This is a genomic window from Bradyrhizobium sp. NBAIM01, assembly GCF_020194115.1.
Classification (GTDB): Bacteria; Pseudomonadota; Alphaproteobacteria; order Rhizobiales; family Xanthobacteraceae; genus Bradyrhizobium; species Bradyrhizobium yuanmingense.
The window spans coordinates 26,856-53,693 of record NZ_JADYVU010000026.1 but is presented as its reverse complement, the minus strand read 5'-3'; the positions used below and the strand labels follow the sequence as shown (position 1 = coordinate 53,693).

Genomic DNA, 26,838 nt, shown 5'->3' with positions numbered 1-26,838 from the left:
CCGGGAGACCAGCCATACCCTCCCCGCCCTTCGCAAAAGCGGGATTTCCGTGCTAGGACACCGCCTTAGCAGAAGGTTGAACTCCCATGGCCGCCCCCCTCAAAGCCGTAGACGGTAATGCCGATCGAGCTGGCGATCTCTTGGCGCTGATGTCCGATCTCGGAACCCGTGCCCGCGCTGCCGCGCGCGTGTTGGCGCTGGCGCCGCCGGAGCAGAAGAACCGGGCGCTCGAGGCGATGGAGCGGGCAATCCGCGCCAACTCGGCCGCGATCCTCGCCGCCAATGCGGAGGACGTCGCGGAGGCCCGTGCCGCCGGCAATGCCACCTCCTCCTTCATCGATCGCCTGACGCTGACGCCGGCGCGCATCGAGGGCATGGCCGAAGGCATCGGCATTGTGCGCGGCATCGCCGATCCCATCGGCGTCGTCACCGAGCGCTGGCAGCGGCCGAACGGCATGTCCATCGAGCGCGTGCGCGTGCCGCTCGGCGTCGTCGGCGTGATTTTTGAGAGCCGGCCCAATGTCGCGGCCGATGCCGGCGTGCTGTGCCTGAAGTCGGGCAATGCCGTGATCCTGCGCGGCGGCTCCGACAGTTTCCGCTCGTGCCGCGCCATCCATGAGTGCCTGGTGCAGGGCCTGCGCGAAGCCGGCCTGCCGGAAGCTGCGATCACGCTGGTGCCGACGCGCGACCGCGCAGCGGTCGGCATGATGCTGTCGGGCCTCAACGGCGCCATCGACGTGATCGTGCCGCGCGGGGGCAAGAGCCTCGTCGCGCGGGTCGAGCAGGAGGCGCGCGTGCCTGTCTTCGCGCATCTCGAAGGCGTCAACCACGTCTATATCGATGGCAGCGCCGACCTCGCCATGGCGAAGTCGATCGTGCTCAATGCCAAGATGCGACGCACCGGCGTCTGCGGCGCGGCCGAGACGCTGCTGGTCGATCGTGCCGCCGCTGGCAAGAACCTGAAGCCGCTGGTGGAGATGCTGCTCGATGCCGGCTGCGAGGTGCGCGGTGACGAGGCCGTGCAGAAGGCCGATGCGCGCGTCAAGCCGGCGAGCGAGGAGGATTGGGACACCGAATATCTCGACGCGATCATCGCGGCGAAGGTGGTGGACGGCATCGACGGCGCGATCGCGCACATCCAGGACCACGGCTCGCATCACACCGATGCAATCGTGAGCGCGGATGAGGCTGCGGCGAGCAAGTTCCTCAGCGAAGTCGATTCCGCGATCGTGCTCCACAACGCCTCGACGCAGTTTGCCGATGGCGGCGAGTTCGGCTTCGGCGCCGAGATCGGGATTGCCACCGGCCGCTTTCACGCCCGCGGCCCGGTCGGCGCCGAGCAATTGACGAGCTTCAAATATCGCGTCCGCGGCACCGGACAGACTCGGCCGTAGACGTCGCGGGGCGCGGGCATTGAGCAACAATCTCGTCGTGCCGCGCTTCGTGGCGCAAGCGGTTCCGCCCTCGACGCCGGGCATGCGCATCGGCCTGCTCGGCGGCTCGTTCAACCCGCCGCATCAGGCGCACCGCGCGATCAGCCGCTTCGCGCTGAAGCGATTGCAGCTCGATCGCGTCTGGTGGCTGGTCACACCAGGCAATCCGCTCAAGGAAAACGGCGCGCTGCGCGAGCTCAGCGAGCGCATGCAGGCCGCGCGCGAGGTCGCCGATGATCCGCGCATCGAGGTGAGCTGTCTCGAATCCGTCATTCGCACCCGCTATACTATCGACACGATCAACACCTTGCGCCGCCGCTTTCCTGGCTTGCGCTTCGTCTGGATCATGGGCGCCGACAATCTCGCTCAATTCCATCGTTGGCAGGACTGGCGGCGCATCGCCGCCCAGGTGCCGATGGCCGTGATCGATCGCCCCCCGCAGAGTTTTCGCGCGCTCGGCTCGCCCGCGGCCCAGGCGTTATCGCGCTACCGTCTGCCCGAGAACAAGGCCGTCCAGCTTGCGGATCGGCCAGCACCGGCCTGGGTGTTCCTGACCGGATTGAAGCTGAATCTCTCCTCGACCGGCCTACGGAACCCGGACGGGAGCTGGAAAGGTACGAAGTGAGACGAAGTGTGCCGACCTGGTGGGGATTTCGGTCTCTCTGGCATATTGAAACCCTTAACCCCACATGATGTAGTGTAACCAGTGGGCGCCCGGATTCGGCGTTCGCGATACAGTGAAAGGAATGGTCCCTGACCGCATCTGTATTGTCCAAGTCTGTTTTACCCAAGGTTGCCAAGCCTACGCGTAAAACATCGACCAAAGCTGCGGCCTTGAAGGCGCAACCCGACGCCGACAAGACGCTGAGCCTGATCCTCTCCCGCCTCGAGGACATGAAGGCGGAAGAGACGGTCACCATCGACCTTCGCGGCAAATCGGCGTACTCCGACTACATGATCGTCACCACCGGCCGGGTGAACCGGCACGTCGGCGCGATCGCGGAAAACGTCACCAAGAGCCTCAAGGAAAACGGCATCAAAAACATCCATGTCGAGGGCTTGCCCAATTGCGACTGGGTGCTGATCGATTCCGGCGACGTGATCGTGCACGTGTTCAGACCCGAGGTCCGCGAGTTCTACAACCTCGAGCGGTTGTACACGCAGGGCCCAGGGGCGGCGAAGGCGATCTAGGCTCGAAGGCCGATTTCGAATCGGCTGACGCGCATGCTAGCGTCGTGCGCGCGCTTGTTGCGCGCGGTCTCGTCAACGCGACTCAAGAATCATGCGTGTTGCTGTCATTGCGGTGGGCCGGCTGAAGCAGGGCCCCGAACGGGAGCTTGCAGACCGCTATTTCGAGCGGTTCGAGGAGGCCGGCCGCAAGCTTGGATTTCGCGAGCTCGGCATCCACGAAATTCCCGAAAGCCGCGCACGCGATGCGGCGACGCGGATGGCCGAAGAGGCCGCGGCAATCTCGGCGCATATTCCTGACAAGGCGATCCTGGTGGCGCTGGACGAGCGCGGCCAGAATCTCGAGTCCACCGTATTCGCACGGCACTTGGCGCGCTGGCGCGACGAGGGCGCCGGACATACTATCTTCGTGATCGGAGGGGCGGACGGACTTTCGCCCGAATTGCGCCGTAAGGCCAAGCTCGCGATCGCGTTCGGCTCTGCGACTTGGCCGCACCAAATGATCCGCGTCATGCTTCTGGAACAGCTGTATCGGGCCGCCACCATCCTGGCCGGCCATCCCTATCACCGCGCGTGATGCGCGCCACAACGAGCACCTTTGCCGACACGATGCGAGCGCCGCTCCTCAACCTGCTGCTGATCACCGGCCTTGCCGGCGCAAGCCTCTTCGCCGAAGAAAGCCTCGCGCAAGCCCAGACGCAAGGTCAGACAGTTGCGCCGTCGCCGCAGACTGCCGCCGTCTCGCCCGACGCGATCAAGCAGCGCGAGCAGGAGCTGGAGGCCGCGCGCGCGAGGCAACGAAGCGCGGAAGAAGCGCAGGCCAAGCTGAAGGCCGAGATCACCGCGCTCGGCCAGGACCGCACCCAGCTCAATCAGCAGCTGATCGACACCGCCGCCAATGTGCGCGCCGTGGAAGCCAAGATCGACGAGGCCGAAGCGCGGCTGCGAACGCTGAACGGCCGCGAGCAGCAGATGCGCGCTTCGCTGGATTCGCGCCGTGCCGACATCGTCGAGGTGCTGGCGGCCTTGCAGCGCGCCGGCCGGCGCACGCCGCCGGCGCTGCTGGTGCGGCCCGAAGATGCGCTGCAATCCTTGCGCACCGCGATGCTGCTTGGCGCCGTCGTGCCGGAATTGCGCGGCCGCGCCGAGAAGATCGCAAGCGAGCTCGGCGAGCTCGTGGCCTTGCGCAAGACCATAGCCACCGAGCGCGATCAGCTCGCCTCCGACCGCGACAAGGTCAGGAGCGACCAGACCCGGCTCACCGCCCTGATCGAGGAACGGCAGCATCAGCAGTCCGCGCGGGAAAAAGACCTCGACGCCGAAAGCGCGCGCGCGATCGCGCTGTCAAGACAGGTCGGCGATCTCCAGGGGCTGATCGCCAAGATGGAGCAGGATCTGCAAACCGCCGCCAGGGCGGCCGAGAAGGCTGCCGAGGCCGCAAGGCAGGCCGAGGCCAAGGAGGCCAAATTGGCGGCGGCAAACGCGGCCGCCAGCGCCAAGCAGGGCCCGGGCGCGTTCAAGGACAAGTCCCGCACCACCCCGGCGATCGCCTTCGCTTCGGCCAAGGGCCTCCTGCCGTTTCCGGTTAACGGTAACAAGATCAGGGACTTTGGCGGTTCCGACGGGGTCGGCGGCGTCCAGAAGGGCATTTCGCTGGCGACCAAGCCCGGCGCTCAGGTCACGACGCCGTGTGATGGCTGGGTTGTGTATGCCGGCCCATTCCGCAGCTATGGACAACTCTTGATCCTAAACGCCGGGGGCGGGTATCATGTCCTGATCGCCGGGATGGAGCGCATTTCGGTCAACATCGGCCAGTTTGTGCTCACGGGGGAGCCGGTCGCGACCATGGGGTCGACCTCTCAGGTCGCTTCCATTCTCGCCACCAATGCGAGTCAACCTGTGCTGTATGTCGAGTTCCGTAAAGACGGCACTCCAATCGATCCAGGCCCATGGTGGGCCGCAAATGAAGGCGAGAAGGTTCGCGGATGATGCGCAAGACTTCAGTAATCCTCCTCAGCGCCGCCACCGGTGCGGCGCTGACGCTGTTCGTGACCCAGCCGCGCGCGGTGTTGATGGGCTCCAGCGCGCGAGCCGCCACCGCGGACACCTATCGCCAGCTCAACCTGTTCGGCGATGTGTTCGAGCGCGTGCGCTCCGACTATGTCGAGAAGCCCGATGACACCAAGCTGATCGAGTCCGCCATCAGCGGCATGCTTACCGGCCTCGATCCGCACTCGAGCTACATGGACGCGAAGAGCTTCCGCGACATGCAGGTGCAGACCCGCGGCGAGTTCGGCGGCCTCGGCATCGAGGTCACGATGGAGGACGGCCTGATCAAGGTGGTCTCGCCGATCGACGACACGCCCGCCTCGCGCGCCGGCGTCATGGCCAACGACATCATCACCAATCTCGACGACGAGGCGGTGCAGGGCCTGACCCTGAACCAGGCGGTCGAGAAGATGCGCGGTCCAGTCAACACCAAGATCAAGCTCAAGATCATCCGCAAGGGCCAGGACAACCCGCTCGACGTGACGCTGGTGCGCGACAATATCCGCGTCCGCTCGGTGCGCGCGCGCGTCGAGCAGGACGACATCGGCTATATCCGCATCACCACCTTCAACGAGCAGACCACCGAAGGCCTGAAGCGCGAGATCGGCAACCTCACGAACCAGATCGGCGGCGACAAGCTCAAGGGCTTCATCATCGACCTCCGCAACAATCCGGGCGGCCTGCTCGAGGAAGCGGTCACCGTCTCCGACTCGTTCCTCGAGAAGGGCGAGATCGTCTCGACCCGCGGCCGCAATGCCGAGGAGACCCAGCGCCGCGCCGCGCATACGGGCGACCTGACCAAGGGCAGGCCGGTCATCGTGCTGGTCAATGGCGGCTCGGCCTCGGCGTCGGAAATCGTCGCCGGCGCGCTGCAGGACCACAAGCGCGCGACCATCGTCGGCACGCGCTCGTTCGGCAAGGGCTCGGTGCAGACCATCATTCCGCTCGGCAGCGGCAACGGCGCGCTGCGGCTGACCACCGCGCGCTATTACACGCCGTCGGGCAAGTCGATCCAGGCCAAGGGCATCGTGCCCGATATCGAAGTGCTCCAGGACGTGCCGGACGAGCTGAAGTCGCGCACCGACACCAAGGGCGAGGCTTCGCTGCGCGGCCACCTCAAGAACGACGGCGACGAGAAGACGGGCTCGCAGTCCTACGTCCCGCCGGACGCCAAGGACGACAAGGCGCTCAAGCTCGCCGGCGACCTGCTCCACGGCATCAAGAACAGCGCCTCCGCGGCGCCGACCCCGGGCGGCGACAACAAGGCGGCGACCGACAAGGCCAAAGCGGCGAACTAGGTCGGCGTATCACGCGATCCAGCGAAAGGGCGGCTTCCCGAAGCCGCCCTTTTTGCTTGGGAACTGCTGCTGCCTCCGGCCTATCCCGGCCTGCCGCCGCTTGACCTCGGCGTGGTATCGTCGGCTGGAGTGATTCGGGATCGCGCATGACTGAAACGGCCGATGATCTGAGCGCCCCGCTCGGACAGGATAAGCCGCGCCGCAAACGGCGGCTGCGGCTGCCGTTCACGTCTATGCAGCTGCTCGCTGTTCTGCTCGGCCTGTTCCTGGTTACCTTTGCCGGCTTCGCCATCTTCAACAAGGACCCGCTCGGCGGTGAGCCGATGAGCCGGATCGCGATCAACCAGCTCAGGCCGGCCGAGAAGGCCACGGACGACAAGTCTGCCATCGGCCAAGGCCAGGAAACCAAGCACGAGACCAAGGAAACGCCGAAGCAGGCCGCGCCCGGCGAGCAGAAGACCATCACCATGATCGATGGCTCCACCGGCGCCCGCCGCGACGTGGTGATCGGCGGGGGCGATGCCGCCGACAAGGGCGAGGCTGCATCCGCCCCGCCGCCCGTCATGACCGGGATCAATCCGAAGCTGCTGGAGAAATCGCGCTACGGCATGATCCCGGTGGTCGCCGACGGGCTGAGGCCGTTCAACGTCTATGCGGCGGACGCCGATCGCGCCAAGGCCGCCAAGATGCCGGTGGTCGCGATCGTGATCGGCGGCCTCGGCGTCGGCGCCGCCAAGACCCTGGACGCCATCATGAAGCTGCCGCCGGCGGTGACGCTGGCCTTCACGCCCTACGGCTCCGACCCCGGCAAGCTCGCCGAGCGAGCGCGGGCGCAGCGCCACGAGATCTTCCTCCAGATCCCGATGGAGCCCTACGACTTCCCCGACAACGATCCGGGGCCGCAGACGCTGCTGACCTCGCTCAGCCCCGACCAGAACATGGACCGCCTGTACTGGCACCTCAGCCGGATGCAGGGCTATGCCGGCCTCACCAATTTCATGGGCGCCCGCTTCGTCGCCACGGAGCCGGCGATGCAGCCGATCATCCGCGAGGCGGCCAAGCGCGGGCTCGGCTTCTTCGACGACGGCTCCTCGCCCCGCAGCATCGCGCCCCAGGCCGCGGCGAACCAGGCCGTGCCGTTCGGCAAGGGCGATATCGCCATCGACGCGGTGCCGACGGCGACCGAAATCGACCGCGCCCTCAACAAGCTGGAATCGGCGGCGCGCGAGCGCGGCATCGCCGTCGGCACGGCCTCCGCCCTGCCCGTCTCGATCGAGCGCATCAGCGCCTGGACCAAGACATTGGGCGACCGAGGTATCCTTTTGGTGCCATTGACAACCGCGATGCTGAAATCAAAATCCAGCTAAATCAACGAATTGGTTCGGCGCGGGTCTCGCGGGGCCGGCATGCCTTCCCAAGAAGCAGGCAAGAGGTCTGGCGGAATGGCGCGTTACGAGGATCTGCCCTACCGGACCTGCGTCGGCGTGATGCTGATCAATCCAAAGGGACTGGTGTTCATCGGCCGCCGCGCCGGCGGCATCGAGCATGTCGACGACACCCATGTCTGGCAGATGCCGCAGGGCGGGGTCGATCCCGGCGAGGACACCTGGGAAGCGGCCAAGCGCGAGCTCTACGAGGAGACCAGCGTGCGCTCGGTCGAGCGGCTCGGCGAGGTCCCGGACTGGCTCACCTATGACATTCCGCGCACCGTTGCCGGGCGCGCCTGGAAGGGCCGCTACCGCGGCCAGCGCCAGAAATGGTACGCGGTGCGCTTCACCGGCAAGGACAGCGAGATCAACGTCGAGCATCCCGGCGGCGGCGGCCACAAGGCGGAATTCGTGAGCTGGCGCTGGGAGTCGATGAAGAATCTCCCTGAGTTGATCATCCCGTTCAAGCGCCCAGTCTATGAGCGCGTGGTGCAGGAATTTTCTGCGCTGGCGGAGGGGTGATCAGATCACCTGTCGCGGCTCGCTCGGTCGTGATCCCCGCGAAGGCGGGGATCCATACTCCCAGACAGAAGCTGTGCGAAGGATCGCAGCCACGGCCTTTCAACCCATTGTGGCCTGTGGTTATGGATTCTCAGGTGCGCAATTGCGCACCAGAGCTCGCGCTTCGCGCGCCCCGGAATGACGAGAGAAGGTTACGCGTGACGACCCACAAACCCTACCGCCCGAACGTCGGCATCGCGCTGTTCAACGCCGACGGCCGCGTGCTGATCGGCCATCGCTTCAAGGGTGACGGACCCGAGATCATCCTGCCGGGGCTCGACTGGCAGATGCCGCAGGGCGGCGTCGACGAGGGCGAGAACCTGCGTGATGCGGCGATGCGCGAGCTGTGGGAGGAGACCAACGTCGTCAGTGCCGACTATCTCGGCGAGACCGACTGGTTCACCTATGAATTCCCGCCTTACGACGGACCGCAGACGCACCGGCTGGCGAAATTTCGCGGCCAGCGCCAGAAATGGTTCGCGCTGCGCTTCACCGGCACGGACGACGAGATCGATCCGCTGACGCCGCGCAACGGCCAGCCCGCCGAGTTCGACGCCTGGCGCTGGGAGCGCCTCGACCGTGTCGCCGACCTCGTGGTGCCGTTCCGCCGCGAGGTCTACCGCGCGGTGGCACATGAGTTTGCGCACCTCGCCGACTGAACTCTCGAAAACAACCCATGCACAGTAGCGAAGTGACTGACGCGCCGCGATAAAATAGGCGACAGCGCCAGCGATAGCGCAATAAAGTTTCAGCGCCCGCCACGACCGTGACGAGCGCTGAAACTGTTCAGGAATTTGGAGATCGAGCCCCGGAGCGGTGCCCCGGGGCTTAGTGCATAGCCGTGGCGTTGAGCTGATGCTGGATGCTCTTGAAGTGGTCGAGCCGCTCGATGGCCTGATCGAGCTCGGTGCCTTCGTGCTCCTTCAAGTTCTCTTCCATCTCCGCGATCGTCTCGGCGAACTGGACACGGTCGAGCTCGTCCAGCGAGGTCGCGACGTCGGCGAGCACGGTGAGACCCTTTTCGGAGACTTCGGCAAGGCCGCCGAGCACGATGATCTTCTCGTGGCGGCCGCCGGTGGTGACGGTGAGAATGCCGGGCCGGATCGCAGCCACGACCGGCGCATGCCCCGCCAGCACGCCGAAATCACCCTCGGCGCCGGGGATGTCGACCTGATCGACCTCACCCGAGAAGGCGAGCTTTTCCGGAGAGACGAGATCGAAATGGAAGGTGGCCATGGGAAACCTGCGAGTAGCGAGTGGCGAATAGCGAGTGGCGGACGGGAGCAGCTTCTATTCGCCACTCCCCATTCGCCATTCGCCTCTTAGGCGGCTTCCGCCGCCAGCTTCTTGCCTTTCTCGACGGCTTCTTCGATGGTGCCGACCATGTAGAAGGCAGCTTCCGGCAGGTGATCGTACTTGCCTTCCACCAGGCCCTTGAAGCCCTTGATGGTGTCGGCGAGGTCCACGAACTTGCCCGGCGAACCCGTGAAGATTTCGGCGACGTGGAACGGCTGCGACAGGAAGCGCTCGATCTTGCGGGCGCGGGCCACCGTCAGCTTGTCCTCTTCCGAAAGCTCGTCCATGCCGAGAATGGCGATGATGTCCTGGAGCGACTTGTAGCGCTGCAGCACCTGCTGGACCTGACGGGCGACGGTGTAGTGCTCCTCGCCGACGACCAGCGGCGAGAGCATGCGCGAGGTCGAGTCGAGCGGGTCCACCGCCGGATAGATGCCCTTTTCCGAGATCGCGCGCGACAGCACCGTGGTAGCGTCCAAGTGCGCGAACGAGGTCGCGGGCGCCGGGTCGGTCAAGTCGTCGGCCGGCACGTAGATGGCCTGCACCGAGGTGATCGAGCCCTTTTGCGTGGTGGTGATGCGCTCCTGCAGCGCGCCCATGTCGGTCGCGAGCGTCGGCTGATAACCCACCGCCGAAGGAATACGGCCGAGCAGCGCCGACACTTCCGAACCCGCTTGCGTGAAGCGGAAGATGTTGTCGACGAAGAACAGCACGTCCTGGCCCTGGTCGCGGAAGTGCTCGGCGACGGTCAGACCGGTCAGACCGACGCGGGCGCGGGCGCCCGGCGGCTCGTTCATCTGACCAAACACCAGCGCGCACTTCGACTTCACGCTCGGATCCGGATTGTGCGGGTCGGCGTTGACCTTGGACTCGATGAACTCGTGATAGAGGTCGTTGCCCTCGCGGGTGCGTTCGCCGACGCCGGCGAACACGGAGTAACCGCCGTGCGCCTTCGCGACGTTGTTGATCAGCTCCTGAATCAGCACGGTCTTGCCGACGCCGGCGCCGCCGAACAGGCCGATCTTGCCGCCCTTCGCATACGGAGCGAGCAGATCGACGACCTTGATGCCGGTGACGAGAATTTCGGCTTCAGTCGACTGGTCGGTGTAGGTCGGCGCTTCCTGGTGGATGGCGCGGGTGCCTTCCGACTTGATCGGGCCGGCCTCGTCGATCGGCTCGCCGATGACGTTCATGATGCGGCCCAACGTACCGTCACCTACGGGAACCGAGATCGGCTGACCGGTGTCGGTCACTTCCTGGCCGCGCACCAGACCTTCGGTGGCGTCCATCGCGATGGTGCGGACGGTCGACTCGCCGAGATGCTGCGCGACTTCCAGCACCAGGCGGTTGTTGCCGTTCTTGGTTTCGAGCGAGTTGAGAATGGCCGGCAGGTGGCCTTCGAACTGCACGTCGACGACGGCGCCCATGACCTGGGTAACGCGACCGATCTGTGTGGCTGCTGTAGCCATTTACTGTCTCCTTCGATCCGAATTTCGTGTCCGGTCAGACTGCTTCTGCGCCGGAGATGATTTCGATGAGTTCCTTGGTGATCTGAGCCTGACGCGTGCGGTTGTAGACCAGCGTCTGCTTGCGGATCATTTCCCCGGCGTTGCGGGTGGCGTTGTCCATCGCCGACATCTGCGCACCGTAGAACGAGGCGTTGTTCTCGAGCAGGGCGCGGAAGATCTGCACGGCGAGATTGCGCGGCAACAGGCGCGTGAGGATCTCGTCCTCTTCCGGCTCGTATTCGTACGACGTCGTGTTGGCGGCACCGCCCTCCTCGATGACCAGCGGGATGACCTGCTGGGCGGTCGGGATCTGCGCGATCACCGACTTGAATTGCGAGTAGAACAGCGTGCAGACGTCGAACTCGCCGTTGTCGAACCGCGCCAGAACCTTCTTGGCGATCTCCTCGGCGTTGACGAAACCGAGCTGGCGGACGCTGCGCAGGTCCATGTGCTCGACGATCTGCTTGTCGAACTGGCGGCGGAGCTGCTCGTAACCCTTGCGGCCGACGCAGAAGAACTTCACTTCCTTGCCCTGCGCGATCAGCGCCAGAGCGCGCTCGCGGGCGAGACGCACGATCGAGGAGTTGAAGGCGCCGGACAGGCCGCGCTCGCCGGTGCAGACCAGCAGCAGATGAACCTGGTCCCGGCCGGTGCCGGCCAGCAGCACCGGTGCGCCGGGCGAGCCGACCGCGGCGCTGGCGATGTTGGAGATCACCGCGCTCATCTTGTCGGCATAGGGACGCGCCGCTTCCGCGGCGGTCTGCGCGCGGCGCAGCTTGGAGGCCGCGACCATCTGCATGGCCTTGGTGATCTTTTGCGTCGCCTTGGTGGAGGCGATGCGGACGCGCATGTCTTTAAGTGACGCCATTCTTCGTCCCCAGCGATCAGCCTGCGGCTCGACCGCGACCCTATCCTTTCGTCATGCCCGGGCGTGTCCCGGGCATCCACGTTCTCCGTCTTCCACGCACAAGACGTGGATGGCCGGGACTTCAGTTGCGAAGACGCGCTTCGCGCTTTGGCCCGGCCATGACAGCCTTCTTATGAGAAAGACTTCGCGAAGCCCTCGACCACCGACTTCAGCTTGGCAGCGGTATCGTCGGAGAGATCGCGGCTGTCGCGAATCGCGTTGAGGATGTCGGCGTGCTTGCCGCGCAGCAGCGACAGCAGGCCGTCCTCGAACGCGCGCACCTTGTTGAGCGGGAGCGGATCGAGATAGCCGTTGGTGCCGGCCCAGATCACGCAGACCTGCTCTTCCATCTTCAGCGGCGAGAACTGCGGCTGCTTGAGCAGCTCGGTGAGGCGCGAGCCGCGGTTGAGCAGGCGCTGGGTCGAGGCGTCGAGGTCGGAGCCGAACTGCGCGAACGCCGCCATTTCGCGGTACTGCGCGAGCTCGCCCTTGATCTTGCCGGCGACCTTCTTGGTGGCCTTGGTCTGCGCCGACGAACCGACGCGCGACACCGACAGACCGACGTTCACGGCAGGACGGATGCCCTGGAAGAACAGGTCGGTTTCCAGGAAGATCTGGCCGTCGGTGATCGAGATGACGTTGGTCGGGATGTAAGCCGACACGTCGTTGGCCTGGGTTTCGATGACAGGCAGCGCCGTCAGCGAGCCCGAGCCCATGTCCTTGTTCAGCTTCGCCGCGCGCTCGAGCAGGCGGGAGTGCAGATAGAACACGTCGCCGGGATAGGCTTCGCGGCCCGGCGGGCGGCGCAGCAGCAGCGACATCTGACGGTAGGCGACGGCCTGCTTGGACAGATCGTCATAGATGATGACCGCGTGCATGCCGTTGTCGCGGAAGTACTCGCCCATGGTGCAGCCAGTAAAGGGCGCGATGTACTGCATCGGCGCCGGATCGGAGGCGGTGGCGGCGACGACGATCGAGTATTCGAGCGCGCCCTGCTCTTCCAGCACCTTCACGAACTGGGCGACGGTCGAACGCTTCTGGCCGACCGCGACGTAGACGCAGTACAGCTTGATGTTCTCGTCCGGCTGCGCGTTGAGCGGCTTCTGGTTCAGGATGGTGTCGAGCGCGATCGCGGTCTTGCCGGTCTGGCGGTCGCCGATGATCAGCTCGCGCTGGCCGCGGCCGATCGGGATCAGGGCGTCGATGGCCTTGAGGCCGGTCGCCATCGGCTCGTTCACCGATTTGCGCGGAATGATGCCGGGCGCCTTGACGTCGACGCGCATGCGCTTGTCGGCCTGGATCGGGCCCTTGCCGTCGATGGGGTTGCCGAGCGCGTCGACCACGCGGCCAAGCAGGCCCTTGCCGACCGGCGCGTCCACGATGGCGCGGGTGCGCTTGACGGTCTGGCCTTCCTTGATCTCGCGGTCGGCACCGAAAATAACGACACCGACGTTGTCGGTTTCGAGGTTCAGCGCCATGCCGCGGGTGCCGTTCTCGAACTCGACCATTTCACCGGCCTGGACGTTGTCCAGACCGTAGACGCGGGCGATACCGTCGCCGACGGACAGCACCTGTCCGACTTCGGAGACTTCAGCTTCCTGGCCGAAATTCTTGATCTGGTCCTTGAGGATCGCGGAAATTTCCGCGGCGCGGATGTCCATCAGCCTGCCTCTTTCATCGCGTGCTTGATCGAATTGAGTTTGGTGCGAAGCGAACCATCCACCATGCGGCTGCCCAGCTTGACGACGAGGCCACCGATGATCGAGGGATCGACTTTCACGTTCAGCGCGACGTCCTTGCCGGTCACCGACTTCAGGGCAACCTTGAGGGCATCGAGATTCTTGTCAGAGAGCGCCTCCGCCACCGTGACGTCAGCCGTCGTCTCGCCCTTGAACCGGGCCACGAGGGCGCGGTAGGCGCGGCTGACGTCGGCCACCGCGAACAGGCGGCGGTTGGCGGTCAGCACTTTCAGAAAGTTGGCGGTGATGCCGGCGATACCCGCCTTGTCCAGCACGGCCGAAAGGGCCTTGGACTGGGCGTCGGCGGCGAACACCGGGCTGCGGACGAGGCGCTTGAGATCAGCGCTTTCGTTCAGCAAGGCATCGAATTTATCAAGATCGGCTTTGACCTCGTCGACCACGTTCTGGTCGCGGGCCAGCTCGAACAAGGCCGTTGCATAACGGCCGGACACACCTGAAACGGACGTATCTTCTGCAGCCACAGACGCGCTCTTTTTGCTGTCAAACTCGCAAGGGAAAAACCGTCGCCACGAAGCGGCGCCTAGCGATCCAAGCCCTTGGAATTCAAGCGGGACTTCGATTTCCGACCAGCACGGGAGGTGCCGGGCTCGTTAAAATCGCGGCTTTGCTAACATAGCAGGTGCGCAGGTGCAACATGACGCCAAACTAAAGGCATGAAGTTCTGTCGCCAGTTCGTCGCAGCCTCGCAACACATTGCGCGGGGGAGGGCCGACCGAGGCGGCGACCTGCCACGTCACGGAATTCAGCGCCGGCCGTGCCGCGACACCTTCCATTGGTTCCTGCCCCCAGCGCATAGCGGCCATGAACACGGATCGCTGGGACGTGAATCCGTTCCCACCGGTTCCACCCGCCGAATACTTATCGAATTCTAAACGCTAGGGGCGATGACTTCGCTTTACAGTATTCGCAAGTAATATAGAGGTTAATAAATCGTTAAAGGCGAAGATTACGGAACATCGGCTGAATATCACGCGACGGTAACAAGATATTTCAAGACGACACATAGCGGATTTACTGCCCAATTCACGCCTCATTGGGAATCGAAACGCCAAATCGCTCACAAACTGATGGGGGCTCCACTTGCCACACATGTGGCAATACTAGCTTAGGGACCATTAAATGCTGTCTTTGAAGACGCTGGGCTTTGCGACCCGGCCGCGTACGGCGATTGCTTTCGTCGCCGCAACTCTCCTCGTCGGTGGAACTGCCACCGAAGCTTCCGCCAAATCCCGGCATCACCGGCATCACCACCGCCACCACGCCCAGACCGAGGCCAACGCGACCTCCGATTGGCGCAATGCCAATGCGTCGATGACGCCGACCTCCGGCACGGGCCGCAGCTTCTCCGGCATCGCGTCCTTTTACGGCAATGAGTCCGGCAGCAAGACCGCCTCGGGCCAGCGCTTCAACCAGAACGCCATGACCGCGGCGCACCGTTCGCTGCCCTTCGGCACCAAGCTGCGCGTCACCCATGGCAGCCAGAGCGTCATCGTCACCATCAACGACCGCGGCCCGTTCATTCGCGGGCGTGTGCTCGACCTCTCCACGGGTGCCGCCCGCGCCATTGGCCTCACCAGTCGCGGCGTTGGCCGCGTCACCGCGGAAGTCGTCTCCTAAAGGCGCGATCCGCGCCTGATCGAGCGCGCAGTTTTCATCAGTTTGCTGCGCACGTGAAACAAGCCCGCGGTCTTGGGGGACCGCGGGCTTTTTTTGTTTTGTCATTCCGGGGCGCGCGGAGCGCGAACCCGGAATCCATTCATCCACAAACTCTGCCGCCCGATGGATTCCGGGCTCGCGCTACGCGCGCCCCGGAATGACAGTAGAGGGTATGGCTGCGGTGGCCCTACAAAAAGCTCTGCGGATCGACGTCGACTTCCAGCTTCAGATTGCCTGTCGGCTTCGGGCAGACCGCGAGCCAGTTGCGTAAGTAGTCCGACAGGTCGAAACCGCGCGCCGATTTCACCAGGATGCGGAAGCGGTAGCGGCCCTTGATGACGGCGAGCGGGGCTTCGGCCGGGCCGAGCACGACGACGCGCTCGTCGCGCGGCGCCAGCGCGACGAGCTTGCGGCCGAAGCCTTCGGCGCCCGGGCGATCGCCGGCAGAGATGATGAGGCTGGCGAGCCGGCCGAACGGCGGATAGAGCGTCTTTTCGCGCAGCTCGATCTCGCTGTCGTAGAAGGCCTCGCGGTCGCAGGCGATCAGCGCCCGCATCACGGGATGGTCGGGCTGATGGGTCTGGAGATAGCCGACGCCGCGGCCCTGCTCGCGCCCGGCGCGGCCGATCACCTGGTTGAGCAATTGCCAGGTACGCTCGGCCGCACGCGGATCGCCGTTGGAAAGGCCAAGATCGGCATCGACGACGCCGACCAGATTGAGCCGCGGGAAGTTGTGCCCTTTGGCCACGAGCTGCGTGCCGATGATGATGTCGACGCGGCCCTCCGCGATCTCGGCGAGCTCGCTTCGCATCGTCTCGATCGAGGTGATGAGATCGCTCGACAGCACCATGGTGCGCGCTTGCGGGAACAACGCGGCCGCCTCCTCCTGCAGGCGCTCCACGCCGGGGCCAACCGCGACCAGCGATTCCTCGGCCGAACAGTTCGGGCAGACATGCGGGCGCGGCATCGAGAAGCCGCAATGATGGCAGACGAGGCGCTGGCGGAAACGATGATCGACCAGCCAGGCATCGCAGATGGTGCAGGCGAAGCGATGGCCGCAGGCACGGCACAGCGTCAGCGGCGCATAGCCGCGGCGGTTGAGGAACAACAGCGCCTGCTCGCGCCGCTCGATCGCGGTTCTGATCTCGCCGGCAAGCCGCGGCGAGATGAAGCGGCCGCGCGCGGGCGGCTCGCGGCGCAAATCGATGGCCTCGATATGCGGCATGTGCTGGCCGCCGAAGCGCGAGGGCAGCGCGATGCGCTTATAGCGGCTCTTGCGCGCATTGACCTCGGATTCGACCGACGGCGTCGCGGAGGCCAGCACGACCGGGATTTTTGCGATATGCCCGCGCACCACCGCCATGTCGCGGGCGTGGTAATGCACGCCGTCGTCCTGCTTGTAGGCCTGATCGTGCTCCTCATCGACGACGATGAGGCCAAGATTGGCGTAAGGGAGAAACAGCGCCGAACGCGCGCCGACCACGACCGGCGCCGAACCTTCGGAGATCGCGGCCCAATTGCGCGCGCGGGTGCGCGGGGTGAGCTCGGAATGCCATTCGATCGGCCGCACGCCAAAACGCTGCGCGAAGCGATCGAGGAACTGGCCGGTCAGCGCGATCTCCGGCATCAGGATCAGCGCCTGCTTGCCGCGGCGGATCACCTCGGCGACCGCTTCGAAATAGACCTCGGTCTTGCCCGAGCCGGTGACGCCATCGAGCAGCGCGACATGGAAGGTGCCATTGGCCGCGAGTGCGCGCATCGCATCCACACCGGCACGCTGCAGCGGCGAAAAATCCGGCCGGCCGAATTCCGGATCGGGTGCCGGCGGCGGTGGCGGCGGCGGCATCGGCTCCACCGTGAGCGTGCCTTCATCGACGAGGCCGTCGATCACGCCCGAGGAGACGCCGGCCTCCTTGGCCGCCTCGGACTTGCCGTGCAGCAGCCGGTCCGACAGCAGCGCGATGACACGCTGGCGCGCCGGCGTCAAACGCTTCGGCGGATTGCCGGTCAGGCGCACGCCGGCGCGCACCCGCTCCGGGCCGAGATTTTCGCCCATGCGCAGGCACATGCGCAGCACCATGCCGCGCGGGCTCAGCGTGTAATTGGCGACCCAGTCCACCACCTGGCGCAGCTCCGGCTTGAGCGGCGGGATATCGAGCTTCTCGCTGACCTCCTTGAGGCGGTTGTGCAGGCGCGGATCGGGATTGGCGTTCTCGCCCCAGATCACGGCCAGCACCTCGCGCGGACCGAGCGGCACACTGATGAGATCGCCCGCCTTCAGCTCCATCCCGCGCGGCACCTTGTAGGAATAGGTCTGGTCGAGCGCGACCGGCACCAGCACGTCGACCATGCGGGTGGCGGGGGCGGTGTCGTTGCGCGGCGATTGGTCCATGAGCGGGGAATCGGAACCTTGAGGTCTTGAGGCTAGCGCCGCGCGGCGGCCTTAGCGAACAGTAAACTGGTGTGATGCGATATACTGTGCGGAATCACCACGTCCAGAGCGCATGAGCAAAGCGGCCGCCCCACACATCGAGCTCGCCAGCGCCGATCCCTCGATCGCGCAGGAGATGGCGCGCTGGCTGTCGCATCTCGGCGCCGAGCGGCGGCTGTCGCCGAAGACGCTGGAGGCCTATGGCCGCGATCTGCGGCAATGCCTGGATTTCCTCTGTGGCCATTGGGGCGAGCGCGTCACGCTCGAGCGGTTTGCAGCGCTGGAAGCCACCGACGTGCGCGCCTTCATGGCGATGCGCCGCGCCGACGACATCGCCGGCCGCAGCCTGATGCGCGCCCTGGCGGGCCTGCGCTCGTTCGGACGTTTTCTGGAGCGTGAGGGCAAGGGCAAGGTCGGTGCATTGTCGGCGATCCGCGCGCCGAAGGTCGCCAAGAGCCTGCCGAAGCCGCTGCCGATGGCATCGGCCAAACGTCTTGCCGACGCCGACGAGCGCGCCGGCGAGGAGCGCGAGACCTGGATCCTGGCGCGCGATGCCGCGGTGATGGCGCTGCTCTATGGCTCGGGCCTGCGCATCTCCGAGGCGCTGGGTCTCAAGCGCCGCGAGGTGCCGAAGCCCGGCGAAGGCGACGTGCTGGTCGTGACAGGCAAAGGCAACAAGACCCGCATGGTGCCGGTGCTGCAGAACGTGCTCGCGCTGGTGCAGGAATATGTCGCGATGTGCCCCTATCCGCTGCCGGCGGAAGGACCGATCTTCGTCGGCGCGCGCGGCGGCCCCTTGAGCCCGCGCATCATCCAGCTCGCGATGGAGCGGCTGCGCGGCGCGCTCGGGCTGCCCGACAGCGCCACGCCGCACGCGCTGCGGCATTCCTTCGCCACGCATCTGCTCTCGCGCGGCGGCGATCTGCGCGCCATCCAGGAATTGCTCGGCCATTCCTCGCTGTCGACCACGCAGGTCTATACCGGCATCGATTCCGAGCGGCTGCTCGAGGTGTATGCCAGCGCCCATCCGCGGCGCTGACACACTCTCGTCATAGCTCGCGTGCCTCTTGCACAGCGCCCACGGTTCGGTCAAATCGTGGGAACCGGCACAGGAGGGACATTATATGGGCGCACATGAAAGCATGGAGCATGCCGAGCACGCCGAACACGCGTCCGGCTCGAACAAGAAGATCGCTCTTCTGATCGCCGTGCTGGCGCTGTTCCTGGCGATCTCGGAGACGCTCGGCAAGGGTGCCCAGACCGAATCGATCAGCAAGAACGTCGAGGCCGCCAATCTCTGGGCATTCTTCCAGGCCAAGAGCATCCGCCGCACCGTGGTGGTGACCGCGGCGGAACAGGGCAAGCTGACACTGGCCGCCGCGGCCGAGGCGCAGAAGCCCGCCGTGCAGAAGCAGATCGACGACTGGACCAAGACCGCGCAGCGCTACCGCTCCGAGCCCGAGACCGGCGAAGGCACCGAGCAGCTTGCGGACAAGGCCAAGCACGCCGAGCACGCCCGCGACGAGGCGACCGCGAAGTACCACCATTTCGAGCTGGCCTCGGCCGCCTTCCAGATCGGCATCGTGCTGGCGTCCGCCACCATCATCACCGGCATGATCGCGCTCGCCTATGTCGGCGGCGCGCTGACGATCGCCGGCCTGTTCATGACCGCGCTCGGCCTGTGGTGGCCACATCTGCTGCATTTGCATTGAGGTGTTGAGGCCGGGTTCTCACCGCGTCATTGCGAGGAGCCCTTGCGACGAAGCAATCCAGACTGCCTCCGGGGAAAGATACTGGATTGCTTCGCTGCGCTCGCAATGACGGAGGATAGAGCGGGGACGCCTGTCCCGGATTGCGCTGCGCTCCATCCGGGCTACGGACGGTCCTTGTGGTGGCGAAGATCACCGCGCCTGATGCACGCTCTTCCTGAAGCGCTGGATCATACGCAGCGTGCGGTAGGACCAGCCCTCGCCGTTGCCGGCGATCAGCTCGCGGATGCGGCGCTTGATCGGGTCGACCAGCTCGGCGGCCTTGGCGCGCACCCTCAGCACCAGGGCGTAGATCCGCTCGAACCAGCGCATCTCCAGAAGCTTGGCGCGCGTGACGTCGAACACGAAGGCGGTGACGCCGACGCCGACAAGCTTTCCGAACACGATCGTGAAGAACGCGCCGGTCCAGTATTCATGCGCGAGCAGCCACAGCCCGACCAGCTTGAGCGGAAACAGCGGGACGACGGGCACCGCAAACACGAGCAGCGTCATGGCCGGCGAGAGCGCATCGACGCGCTCCGTCAGCCAATGCTTGAAGCGCGCCAGCGGGATGGCTGCGACGATCCTGGCGACGATCGGCTCGAGATGATCCCACAGCCAGGCTTCGATCAGGAAGACGATCGCAAGCAGGACCCAGACCGGTTGAAGAAGGCGGCGCAGCATGTGTTCCCCGCCCGGTTCGGCGCTGGGCGCGTCGTTACATATGGATGGCTCGCTTGCCGACCGCAAGCGCGGCTTCCTTGACGGCCTCCGAGCGCGTCGGATGGGCGTGGCAGGTGCGCGCGAGATCTTCCGCACTGCCGCCGAATTCCATGAGAACACACGCTTCATGGATCATTTCGCCGGCTTCGCGGCCGATAATGTGCACGCCGAGCACGCGATCGGTCTTCGCGTCTGCGAGTATCTTCACAAAGCCGTCAGTGGTCTGGTTGACCTTGGAACGGCCGTTGGCGGTGAACGGAAACTTTCCGACCGTGTAAGCCACGCCCGCCTGCTTGAGTTCCTCCTCGGTCTTGCCGACGGAGGACACTTCCGGCGTGGTGTACACGACGCCCGGGATGACGTCGTAATTCACGTGACCGGCTTGGCCTGCGATGATCTCGGCAACCGCGACGCCTTCGTCCTCGGCCTTGTGCGCCAGCATGGGGCCTGCCACGACGTCGCCAATGGCATAGACGCCCTTCAGGCTGGTGGCGAAATGCGGATCGATCTGGACCCGGCCGCGCGCATCGAGCGCGACACCGGCTTCCTTGAGGCCGAGACCGTCGGTGTAGGGCACGCGGCCGATGCAGACGAGCACGACGTCGGCTTCGAGCGTCTCAGCGGCACCGCCGGAAGCCGGTTCGATTTTCGCGAGCAATGCCTTGCTGTTCACCTCGACGCCGGTCACCTTCGAGCCCAGCTTGAACGCAAAGCCCTGCTTTTCAAGGATGCGCTGGAATTGCTTGGCGATCTCGCCGTCCATGCCGGGCAGGATGCGATCGAGGAATTCAACCACCATGACTTCGGATCCAAGCCGGCGCCACACAGAGCCGAGTTCAAGCCCGATCACGCCGGCGCCAATGACAAGCAATCGGCCTGGCACCTTCTCCAGCGACAGCGCGCCGGTCGAGGACACGATGCGCTTCTCGTCGATCTCGATGCCCTTGAGGCGCGCGATGTCCGAGCCGGTGGCGATCACGATGTTCTTGGTCTCGACCACCTGCGACTTGCCGTCGGCGGAGACCTCGACCTTGCCGGTGCCGAGGATCTTGCCGGTGCCCTTGAGCACGTCGATCTTGTTCTTCTTCATCAGGAACTCGACGCCCTTGACGTTGCCGTCGATGCCCTGCTGCTTGAAGTTCATCATCGCGGGCAGATCGAGCTTCGGCGCGGAAACGCTGACGCCCATCTTGGCGAAGGAATGGCCGGCTTCCTCGAACATTTCGGAGGCGTGCAGCAGCGCCTTCGACGGCATGCAGCCGACATTGAGGCAGGTGCCGCCGAGGGTCGCGTTCTTTTCGACCACGGCGACCTTCATGCCGAGCTGGCTCGCGCGTACCGCGCAGACATAACCGCCCGGTCCGGTGCCGATGACGACGAGATCGTAGGTAGCCATGAGAAAAAGTCCCGTAAGGTTAGGCGTGGTGAGGATGCGTCAGCGCGGCGCGTCAGCGTCCGCCGGACACATCGAGAATGGCTGAGGTGACGTAGGAGGCCTCGTCCGAGATCAGCCAGACGATGGCATTGGCGATTTCATCGGCGGTGCCGACGCGCTTCATCGGCACCAGATGGGCCAGGCGATGGGCGCGGTCGGGCTCGCCACCGGCAGCGTGGATGTCGGTGTCGATCAGGCCGGGACGGATCGCGGCGACGCGGATGCCCTCGCCCGCGACCTCATGGCCGAGGCCGACGGTGAAGGAATCGACCGCACCCTTGGACGCGGCGTAGTCGACATAGGTGTTGGGCGAGCCGAGCCGCGCAGCGACGGACGACAGGTTGACGATGACTCCGCCCGTGCCGCCGTGCTTGGTCGACATCCGCTTCACCGCCTCGCGCGCGCAAAGGATGGAGCCGGTGACGTTCACCGCCATCACGCGCTGGATGCGCTCGGCCGACATCTCGTCGACGCGCACGCCGCTCTTGCCGACGATGCCGCCATTGTTGACGAGCGCCCCGAGCGTGCCGAACCTGTCGGCCTCCTCGAACAGATTGAGGATGTCGCTTTCCTCGGCGACATCGCATTTCACAGCGATGGCCTTGCCGTTGCTGGCCGCGATCTGCGCGACTACCTCGTCGGCCGCCTGCTTGTTGCTGGCATAGCCAACCACGACGCGAAAACCGCGCGCGGCCGCCGCAAGCGCGGTCGCCCGCCCGATGCCGCGGCTGCCGCCGGTGATGACAACGACTTTATCCGTCACATCAATCCCCACGAGTTCGAGCGCACTACGACGTCCTGCCCTCAAGAGCCGCCAAGCGATCAAGCACGGACTTGTCCGTCAAGCTGATCAAATGGAACAGAATGAAGGGCGTGAGAAACGGGATCAGGCACAAGGCCGCGAAGCCGACCCCCTTACCTTTCCTGCGACTAATCGGAATCGCAAAGAAGAAAAAGATAAGGGTGGTCAGCAGGAGCGGCACCATGGAGATGAGCGCATGCGCGAGCGACGGCTCCCCCATCGTCGCCTCCCTTAGAGGTCCAGCACCAGGCGCGCCGGATCTTCCAGGCTCTCCTTGACGCGGACCAGGAAGGTGACGGCTTCCTTGCCGTCGATGACGCGGTGATCGTAGGACAGCGCCAGATACATCATCGGGCGGACCTCGATCTTGCCGCCGACGACCATCGGCCGCTCCTGGATCTTGTGCATGCCGAGGATGCCGGACTGCGGCGCGTTCAGGATCGGGGTCGACATCAGCGAGCCGTAGATGCCGCCATTGGTGATGGTGAAGGTGCCGCCCTGCATCTCGTCGATCTTGAGCTGGCCGTCACGGGCGCGGCGGCCGAAATCGGCGATGCTCTTCTCGATGTCGGAGATCGACTTGTGGTCGCAGTCGCGAACCACAGGCACGACCAGGCCCTTGTCGGTGCCGACGGCAACGCCGATGTGGTAGTAGTTCTTGTAGATCAGGTCGCTGCCGTCGATCTCGGCGTTGACGGCCGGGATGTCCTTCAGCGCCTGCACGACGGCCTTGGTGAAGAAGCCCATGAAGCCGAGCTTGGCGCCGTGCTTCTTCTCGAACGCGTCCTTGTAGTGTGCGCGCAGCGCCATGACGTTGGTCATGTCGACCTCGTTGAAGGTCGTGAGCATGGCCGCGGTGTTCTGCACGTCCTTGAGGCGGCGCGCGATGGTCTGGCGCAGCCGGGTCATCTTGACGCGCTCTTCGCGGGCGGCGTCATCGGCCGGCGAGGGGCTGCGGACCTGCACGGCGGCGGCGGGCTGGTTGACCGGCGTCGGCGCCGACGCGGCGCGCTCGATCGCGGCCAGCATGTCGCCCTTGGTGACGCGGCCGTCCTTGCCGGAGCCCGGCACGGTCGAGGCGTCGATGCCGGTCTCGGCCGACAGTTTGCGCACGGACGGCGCGAGCGGCGCATCGGCCGGCGGCGCCTTCGCGGCAGCGGGAGCCGCCGCCGGAGCAGCGGCAGCAGCGGCAGGCGCCGCAGCCTTGGCCGGCGCGGCGGCGGGCTTGGCTGCGCCGGCACCTTCGGTGATCTGACCGAGCAGCGCGCCCACGGCAACGGTCGCACCATCGGCAGCGATGATCTCGCTCAGCGTGCCGGCCGTCGGCGCGGGGACTTCGATGGTGACCTTGTCGGTCTCGAGCTCCACCAGGGGCTCGTCGACGGCGACGGGGTCGCCGGCCTTCTTGAACCAGCGGCCGATGGTGGCCTCGGTGACGGATTCGCCGAGCGTCGGCACACGAATTTCAGTCATGGTCTCTTCCTTAATCGTTTTTGGCCGTCATCGTCCGCGCAGGCGGACGATCCAGTACACCGTGACGATCGTGGATCAAACGGACGCCGCGGCGTACTGGATGCCCCGCCCCCCGTGCGCAATTGCGCACTAGGCGGGGCATGACAATTGGAATTTCGGTCAGCTCAGTGCTTCGTCCAGGAACGCCTTCAGCTGAGCCTGATGCTTGGACATCAGACCCGTGGCGGTCGCGGCGGAAGCGGCGCGGCCGACATAACGCGGACGCCGGCTCGCGCCGTTCACCTGGTTCAGCACCCATTCCAGATAGGGCTCGATGAAGTGCCAAGCACCCATGTTGCGGGGCTCTTCCTGGCACCACACCATCTCGGCCTTCTTGAAGCGCGACAGCTCGGCCACCAGCGCCTTCAGCGGCACCGGATAGAGCTGCTCGACGCGCATCAGGTAGATGTCGTCGATGCCGCGCTTCTCGCGCTCCTCGTAGAGGTCGTAATAGACCTTGCCGGAGCACAGCACGATGCGGCGGATCTTCTCGTCAGGGACGAGCTTGATCGCCTCGTTCGGCAGCATCTGGGCGTCATCGTAGAGGATGCGGTGGAAGGTCGTGCCCTTCGCGAGCTCGTCGAGACGCGACACCGCCCGCTTGTGACGCAGCAGCGACTTCGGCGTCATCATGATCAGCGGCTTGCGGATCTCGCGATGCAGCTGCCGGCGCAGCACGTGGAAGTAGTTCGCCGGCGTGGTCGGGTAGACCACCTGCATGTTGTCTTCCGCGCACATCTGCAAGTAGCGCTCGAGGCGCGCCGAGGAGTGCTCCGGCCCCTGGCCCTCATAGCCGTGCGGCAACAGGCAGACCAGACCGGACATGCGCAGCCATTTGCGCTCGCCCGAGGAGATGAACTGGTCGAACACGACCTGCGCGCCGTTGGCGAAGTCGCCGAACTGGGCTTCCCACAGCGTCAGCGTGTTCGGCTCGGCGAGCGAATAGCCGTATTCGAAACCGAGCACGGCTTCTTCCGACAGCAGCGAGTTGATGACCTCGTAATGGCCCTGCTCGTGGCCGAGATGGTTGAACGGCGTGTAGCGGCTCTCGTCCTCCTGATCGATCAGGACAGAATGGCGCTGCGAGAAGGTGCCGCGTTCCGAATCCTGTCCGGACAGGCGGACGTGGTGGTTTTCGTTGAGCAGCGAGCAGAACGCCAGCGCCTCGCCGGTCGCCCAGTCGATGCCGTTGCCGCTCTCGATCGCCTTGGCGCGGTTATCGAGGAAGCGCTGAATGGTGCGGTGAACGCGGAAGCCGTCCGGCACCTTGGTGATCTTGCGGCCGATATCCTTCAGCGTAGCGATTTCGACGCCGGTGACGCCGCGCCGCGCATCCTCTTCCTGGTCGGCGATCTTGAAGCCCGCCCACTTGCCGTCGAGCCAGTCGGCCTTGTTCGGCTTGTAGGAGGTGCCGGCCTCGAACTCGGCATCGAGCCGGGCGCGCCAGTCCGCCTTCAGCTTGTCGACCTCGCCCTCGGTGACGACGCCTTCCGCGATCAGGCGCTTGGAGTAGAGCGTCAGCGTCGAGGGATGGGCGGCGATCCGCTTGTACATCACCGGCTGGGTGAAGGCCGGCTCATCGCCCTCATTGTGGCCGTAGCGGCGATAACACCACATGTCGATGACGACGGGCTTGTGGAACTTCTGCCGGAATTCGGTCGCGACCTTGGCCGCGAACACGACGGCTTCCGGATCGTCGCCGTTGACGTGGAAGATCGGCGCATCGATCATCTTCGCCACATCCGACGGATAGGGCGAGGAGCGCGAGTAGCGCGGATAGGTGGTGAAGCCGATCTGGTTGTTGACGATGAAGTGGACGGAGCCGCCGGTGCGGTAGCCCTTCAGGTCGGACAGGCCGAAGCATTCAGCAACCACGCCCTGGCCGGCGAACGCGGCGTCGCCGTGCATCAGGAGCGGCATCACGGAGATGCGCATGTCAGGGGGATCGCCGTGCTGGTCCTGCTTGGCGCGGACCTTGCCGAGCACGACGGGATCGACGATCTCGAGATGCGAGGGGTTGGCGGTCAGCGACAGGTGGATGCGGTTGCCGTCGAACTCGCGGTCCGAGGAGGCGCCGAGGTGATACTTGACGTCGCCGGAACCTTCGACCGCGTCGGGATTGGCCGAGCCGCCCTTGAACTCGTGGAATAGTGCGCGATGGGCCTTGCCCAACACCTGGGTCAGCACGTTGAGGCGGCCGCGATGCGGCATGCCGAGCACGATTTCCTTCACGCCGAGATTGCCGCCGCGCTTGATGATCTGCTCGAGCGCGGGGATCAGGGCTTCACCGCCGTCGAGGCCGAAGCGCTTGGTGCCGGTGAACTTGGTGTCGCAGAACTTTTCGAAACCCTCGGCTTCGATCAGCTTCTGCAGGATGGCCCTGCGGCCTTCACGCGTGAACGAGATCTCCTTGTCGGGTCCCTCGATGCGCTCCTGGATCCAGGCCTTCTGCGCCGCGTTGCTGATGTGCATGAACTCGACGCCGAGCGTCTGGCAGTAGGTGCGCTCGCAGATCGCGGTGATCTCGCGCAACGTGCCGTATTCGAGGCCGAGCACGTGATCGAGGAAGATCTTGCGGTCGAAATCGGCTTCGCTGAAGCCGTAGGTGCGCGGATCGAGCTCTTCGCGGTTACGCTGGGCTTCGATGCCGAGCGGATCGAGCTTGGCGTGGAAGTGGCCGCGCATGCGGTAGGAGCGGATCAGCATCAGGGCGCGGACGGAATCGCGCGTCGCCTGAAGCAGGTCGGCGGAGGAGATGTCGGCGCCCTTCGCCTGCGCCTTGGCGGCGATCTTGGCACCGACCGTCTTCTCGACTTCGGCCCAGTTGCCGTCGAGGGCGGAGGTCAGGTCATCCTTCGGAGTCAGCGGCCAGTTGTCGCGCTCCCAGGACGGGCCTTCCGCGTTCTTGCTGATGTCAGCCGGCGCGTCGTTCAGGCTCTTGAAGAACTCCTGCCACTCGGCATCGACCGAGGACGGGTCCTTCTGGTAGCGGGCGTAGATTTCGTCGATGTAGGTGGCGTTGGTGCCCTGCAAAAAGGATGACAGGGCAAAGGCTGCGTTCGCGTCCTGGCGAGACATACTTGAGTTCCTGGCGATTTCGATTC

The 26,838-nt window shown here is 65.3% G+C and carries 24 protein-coding genes; 12 read left to right on the top strand and 12 right to left on the bottom strand.

Annotation, left to right across the window (positions count from 1 at the left end; genetic code table 11):
- Window positions 1–86: 86 nt before the first annotated feature.
- From I6F31_RS35815 to I6F31_RS35775, 9 genes are all read left to right on the top strand, one after another.
- Window positions 87–1,394, top strand: a complete 1,308-nt coding sequence (locus tag I6F31_RS35815; protein ID WP_225187024.1) for a glutamate-5-semialdehyde dehydrogenase — start codon at window positions 87–89, stop codon at window positions 1,392–1,394.
- A 19-nt stretch (window positions 1,395–1,413) separates the two neighbouring features.
- Window positions 1,414–2,058, top strand: a complete 645-nt coding sequence (locus tag I6F31_RS35810) for a nicotinate-nucleotide adenylyltransferase (protein ID WP_225187023.1) — start codon at window positions 1,414–1,416, stop codon at window positions 2,056–2,058.
- Window positions 2,059–2,267: 209 nt separating this feature from the next.
- Entirely contained in the window at window positions 2,268–2,624 is a 357-nt protein-coding gene (rsfS, locus tag I6F31_RS35805) for a ribosome silencing factor (RefSeq protein ID WP_024338888.1), read from the top strand.
- Between the two features lie 91 nt (window positions 2,625–2,715).
- Complete coding sequence (gene rlmH, locus I6F31_RS35800) at window positions 2,716–3,198, top strand: 23S rRNA (pseudouridine(1915)-N(3))-methyltransferase RlmH (protein WP_057026550.1); 483 nt, start codon at window positions 2,716–2,718, stop codon at window positions 3,196–3,198.
- A gap of 32 nt (window positions 3,199–3,230) precedes the next feature.
- Window positions 3,231–4,610 (top strand): peptidoglycan DD-metalloendopeptidase family protein, encoded by a 1,380-nt coding sequence (locus tag I6F31_RS35795; RefSeq protein ID WP_225187022.1) that lies wholly within the window; start codon window positions 3,231–3,233, stop codon window positions 4,608–4,610.
- Window positions 4,607–5,968: a S41 family peptidase gene (locus I6F31_RS35790; RefSeq protein ID WP_225187021.1), complete on the top strand. Its 1,362-nt coding sequence runs from the start codon at window positions 4,607–4,609 to the stop codon at window positions 5,966–5,968. The genes I6F31_RS35795 and I6F31_RS35790 overlap by 4 nt, the downstream gene beginning before the upstream one ends.
- Before the next feature lie 146 nt (window positions 5,969–6,114).
- Window positions 6,115–7,335 (top strand): divergent polysaccharide deacetylase family protein, encoded by a 1,221-nt coding sequence (locus tag I6F31_RS35785; protein WP_225174307.1) that lies wholly within the window; start codon window positions 6,115–6,117, stop codon window positions 7,333–7,335.
- 75 nt (window positions 7,336–7,410) lie between these two features.
- Window positions 7,411–7,917, top strand: coding sequence for an RNA pyrophosphohydrolase (locus I6F31_RS35780; RefSeq protein ID WP_036024645.1), 507 nt, complete (start codon window positions 7,411–7,413; stop codon window positions 7,915–7,917).
- 197 nt (window positions 7,918–8,114) lie between these two features.
- On the top strand, window positions 8,115–8,615 hold the full coding sequence (locus tag I6F31_RS35775; RefSeq protein WP_225114555.1) for an RNA pyrophosphohydrolase: 501 nt from the start codon (window positions 8,115–8,117) through the stop codon (window positions 8,613–8,615).
- Window positions 8,616–8,784: 169 nt separating this feature from the next.
- Here I6F31_RS35775 and I6F31_RS35770 read toward each other — a convergent pair whose 3' ends face one another.
- The 5 genes from I6F31_RS35770 to I6F31_RS35750 form a co-directional block, all read right to left on the bottom strand.
- Window positions 8,785–9,192 (bottom strand): F0F1 ATP synthase subunit epsilon, encoded by a 408-nt coding sequence (locus I6F31_RS35770; protein ID WP_036008748.1) that lies wholly within the window; start codon window positions 9,190–9,192, stop codon window positions 8,785–8,787.
- Between the two features lie 86 nt (window positions 9,193–9,278).
- Window positions 9,279–10,721: a F0F1 ATP synthase subunit beta gene (atpD, locus tag I6F31_RS35765; RefSeq protein ID WP_036008750.1), complete on the bottom strand. Its 1,443-nt coding sequence runs from the start codon at window positions 10,719–10,721 to the stop codon at window positions 9,279–9,281.
- Window positions 10,722–10,755: 34 nt separating this feature from the next.
- On the bottom strand, window positions 10,756–11,628 hold the full coding sequence (locus I6F31_RS35760; protein ID WP_036024640.1) for a F0F1 ATP synthase subunit gamma: 873 nt from the start codon (window positions 11,626–11,628) through the stop codon (window positions 10,756–10,758).
- Between the two features lie 170 nt (window positions 11,629–11,798).
- A complete protein-coding gene (atpA, locus tag I6F31_RS35755; protein ID WP_057026554.1) occupies window positions 11,799–13,328 on the bottom strand; it encodes a F0F1 ATP synthase subunit alpha in 1,530 nt (509 codons plus the stop codon).
- Window positions 13,328–13,888, bottom strand: coding sequence for a F0F1 ATP synthase subunit delta (locus I6F31_RS35750; RefSeq protein WP_109141817.1), 561 nt, complete (start codon window positions 13,886–13,888; stop codon window positions 13,328–13,330). The genes atpA and I6F31_RS35750 overlap by 1 nt, the downstream gene beginning before the upstream one ends.
- 658 nt (window positions 13,889–14,546) lie before the next feature.
- Between I6F31_RS35750 and I6F31_RS35745 the strand changes: the two genes are divergently transcribed.
- Window positions 14,547–15,044, top strand: a complete 498-nt coding sequence (locus I6F31_RS35745; protein ID WP_225145392.1) for a septal ring lytic transglycosylase RlpA family protein — start codon at window positions 14,547–14,549, stop codon at window positions 15,042–15,044.
- 226 nt (window positions 15,045–15,270) lie between these two features.
- Here the strand turns inward: I6F31_RS35745 and I6F31_RS35740 are convergent, their stop codons facing one another.
- Window positions 15,271–17,475, bottom strand: a complete 2,205-nt coding sequence (locus tag I6F31_RS35740; RefSeq protein WP_225187020.1) for a primosomal protein N' — start codon at window positions 17,473–17,475, stop codon at window positions 15,271–15,273.
- Window positions 17,476–17,587: 112 nt separating this feature from the next.
- On the opposite strand from I6F31_RS35740, the gene I6F31_RS35735 reads away from it, so the two are divergent.
- Together I6F31_RS35735 and I6F31_RS35730 are read left to right on the top strand one after the other, a co-directional pair.
- Entirely contained in the window at window positions 17,588–18,553 is a 966-nt protein-coding gene (locus I6F31_RS35735) for a tyrosine recombinase XerC (RefSeq protein ID WP_036008764.1), read from the top strand.
- A gap of 85 nt (window positions 18,554–18,638) precedes the next feature.
- On the top strand, window positions 18,639–19,226 hold the full coding sequence (locus I6F31_RS35730) for a DUF4337 domain-containing protein (protein WP_036008765.1): 588 nt from the start codon (window positions 18,639–18,641) through the stop codon (window positions 19,224–19,226).
- Window positions 19,227–19,415: 189 nt separating this feature from the next.
- Here the strand turns inward: I6F31_RS35730 and I6F31_RS35725 are convergent, their stop codons facing one another.
- From I6F31_RS35725 to I6F31_RS35700, 6 genes are all read right to left on the bottom strand, one after another.
- Entirely contained in the window at window positions 19,416–19,946 is a 531-nt protein-coding gene (locus I6F31_RS35725) for a hypothetical protein (RefSeq protein ID WP_109141820.1), read from the bottom strand.
- A gap of 34 nt (window positions 19,947–19,980) precedes the next feature.
- Window positions 19,981–21,381, bottom strand: a complete 1,401-nt coding sequence (gene lpdA, locus I6F31_RS35720) for a dihydrolipoyl dehydrogenase (protein ID WP_225187019.1) — start codon at window positions 21,379–21,381, stop codon at window positions 19,981–19,983.
- Window positions 21,382–21,433: 52 nt separating this feature from the next.
- On the bottom strand, window positions 21,434–22,183 hold the full coding sequence (locus tag I6F31_RS35715; protein WP_225148675.1) for an SDR family oxidoreductase: 750 nt from the start codon (window positions 22,181–22,183) through the stop codon (window positions 21,434–21,436).
- Window positions 22,184–22,208: 25 nt separating this feature from the next.
- Complete coding sequence (locus I6F31_RS35710; protein ID WP_036024626.1) at window positions 22,209–22,442, bottom strand: hypothetical protein; 234 nt, start codon at window positions 22,440–22,442, stop codon at window positions 22,209–22,211.
- Window positions 22,443–22,453: 11 nt separating this feature from the next.
- Window positions 22,454–23,695 (bottom strand): 2-oxoglutarate dehydrogenase complex dihydrolipoyllysine-residue succinyltransferase, encoded by a 1,242-nt coding sequence (odhB, locus tag I6F31_RS35705; RefSeq protein ID WP_225187018.1) that lies wholly within the window; start codon window positions 23,693–23,695, stop codon window positions 22,454–22,456.
- Window positions 23,696–23,854: 159 nt separating this feature from the next.
- On the bottom strand, window positions 23,855–26,812 hold the full coding sequence (locus tag I6F31_RS35700; RefSeq protein WP_225187017.1) for a 2-oxoglutarate dehydrogenase E1 component: 2,958 nt from the start codon (window positions 26,810–26,812) through the stop codon (window positions 23,855–23,857).
- Window positions 26,813–26,838 lie beyond the last annotated feature (26 nt).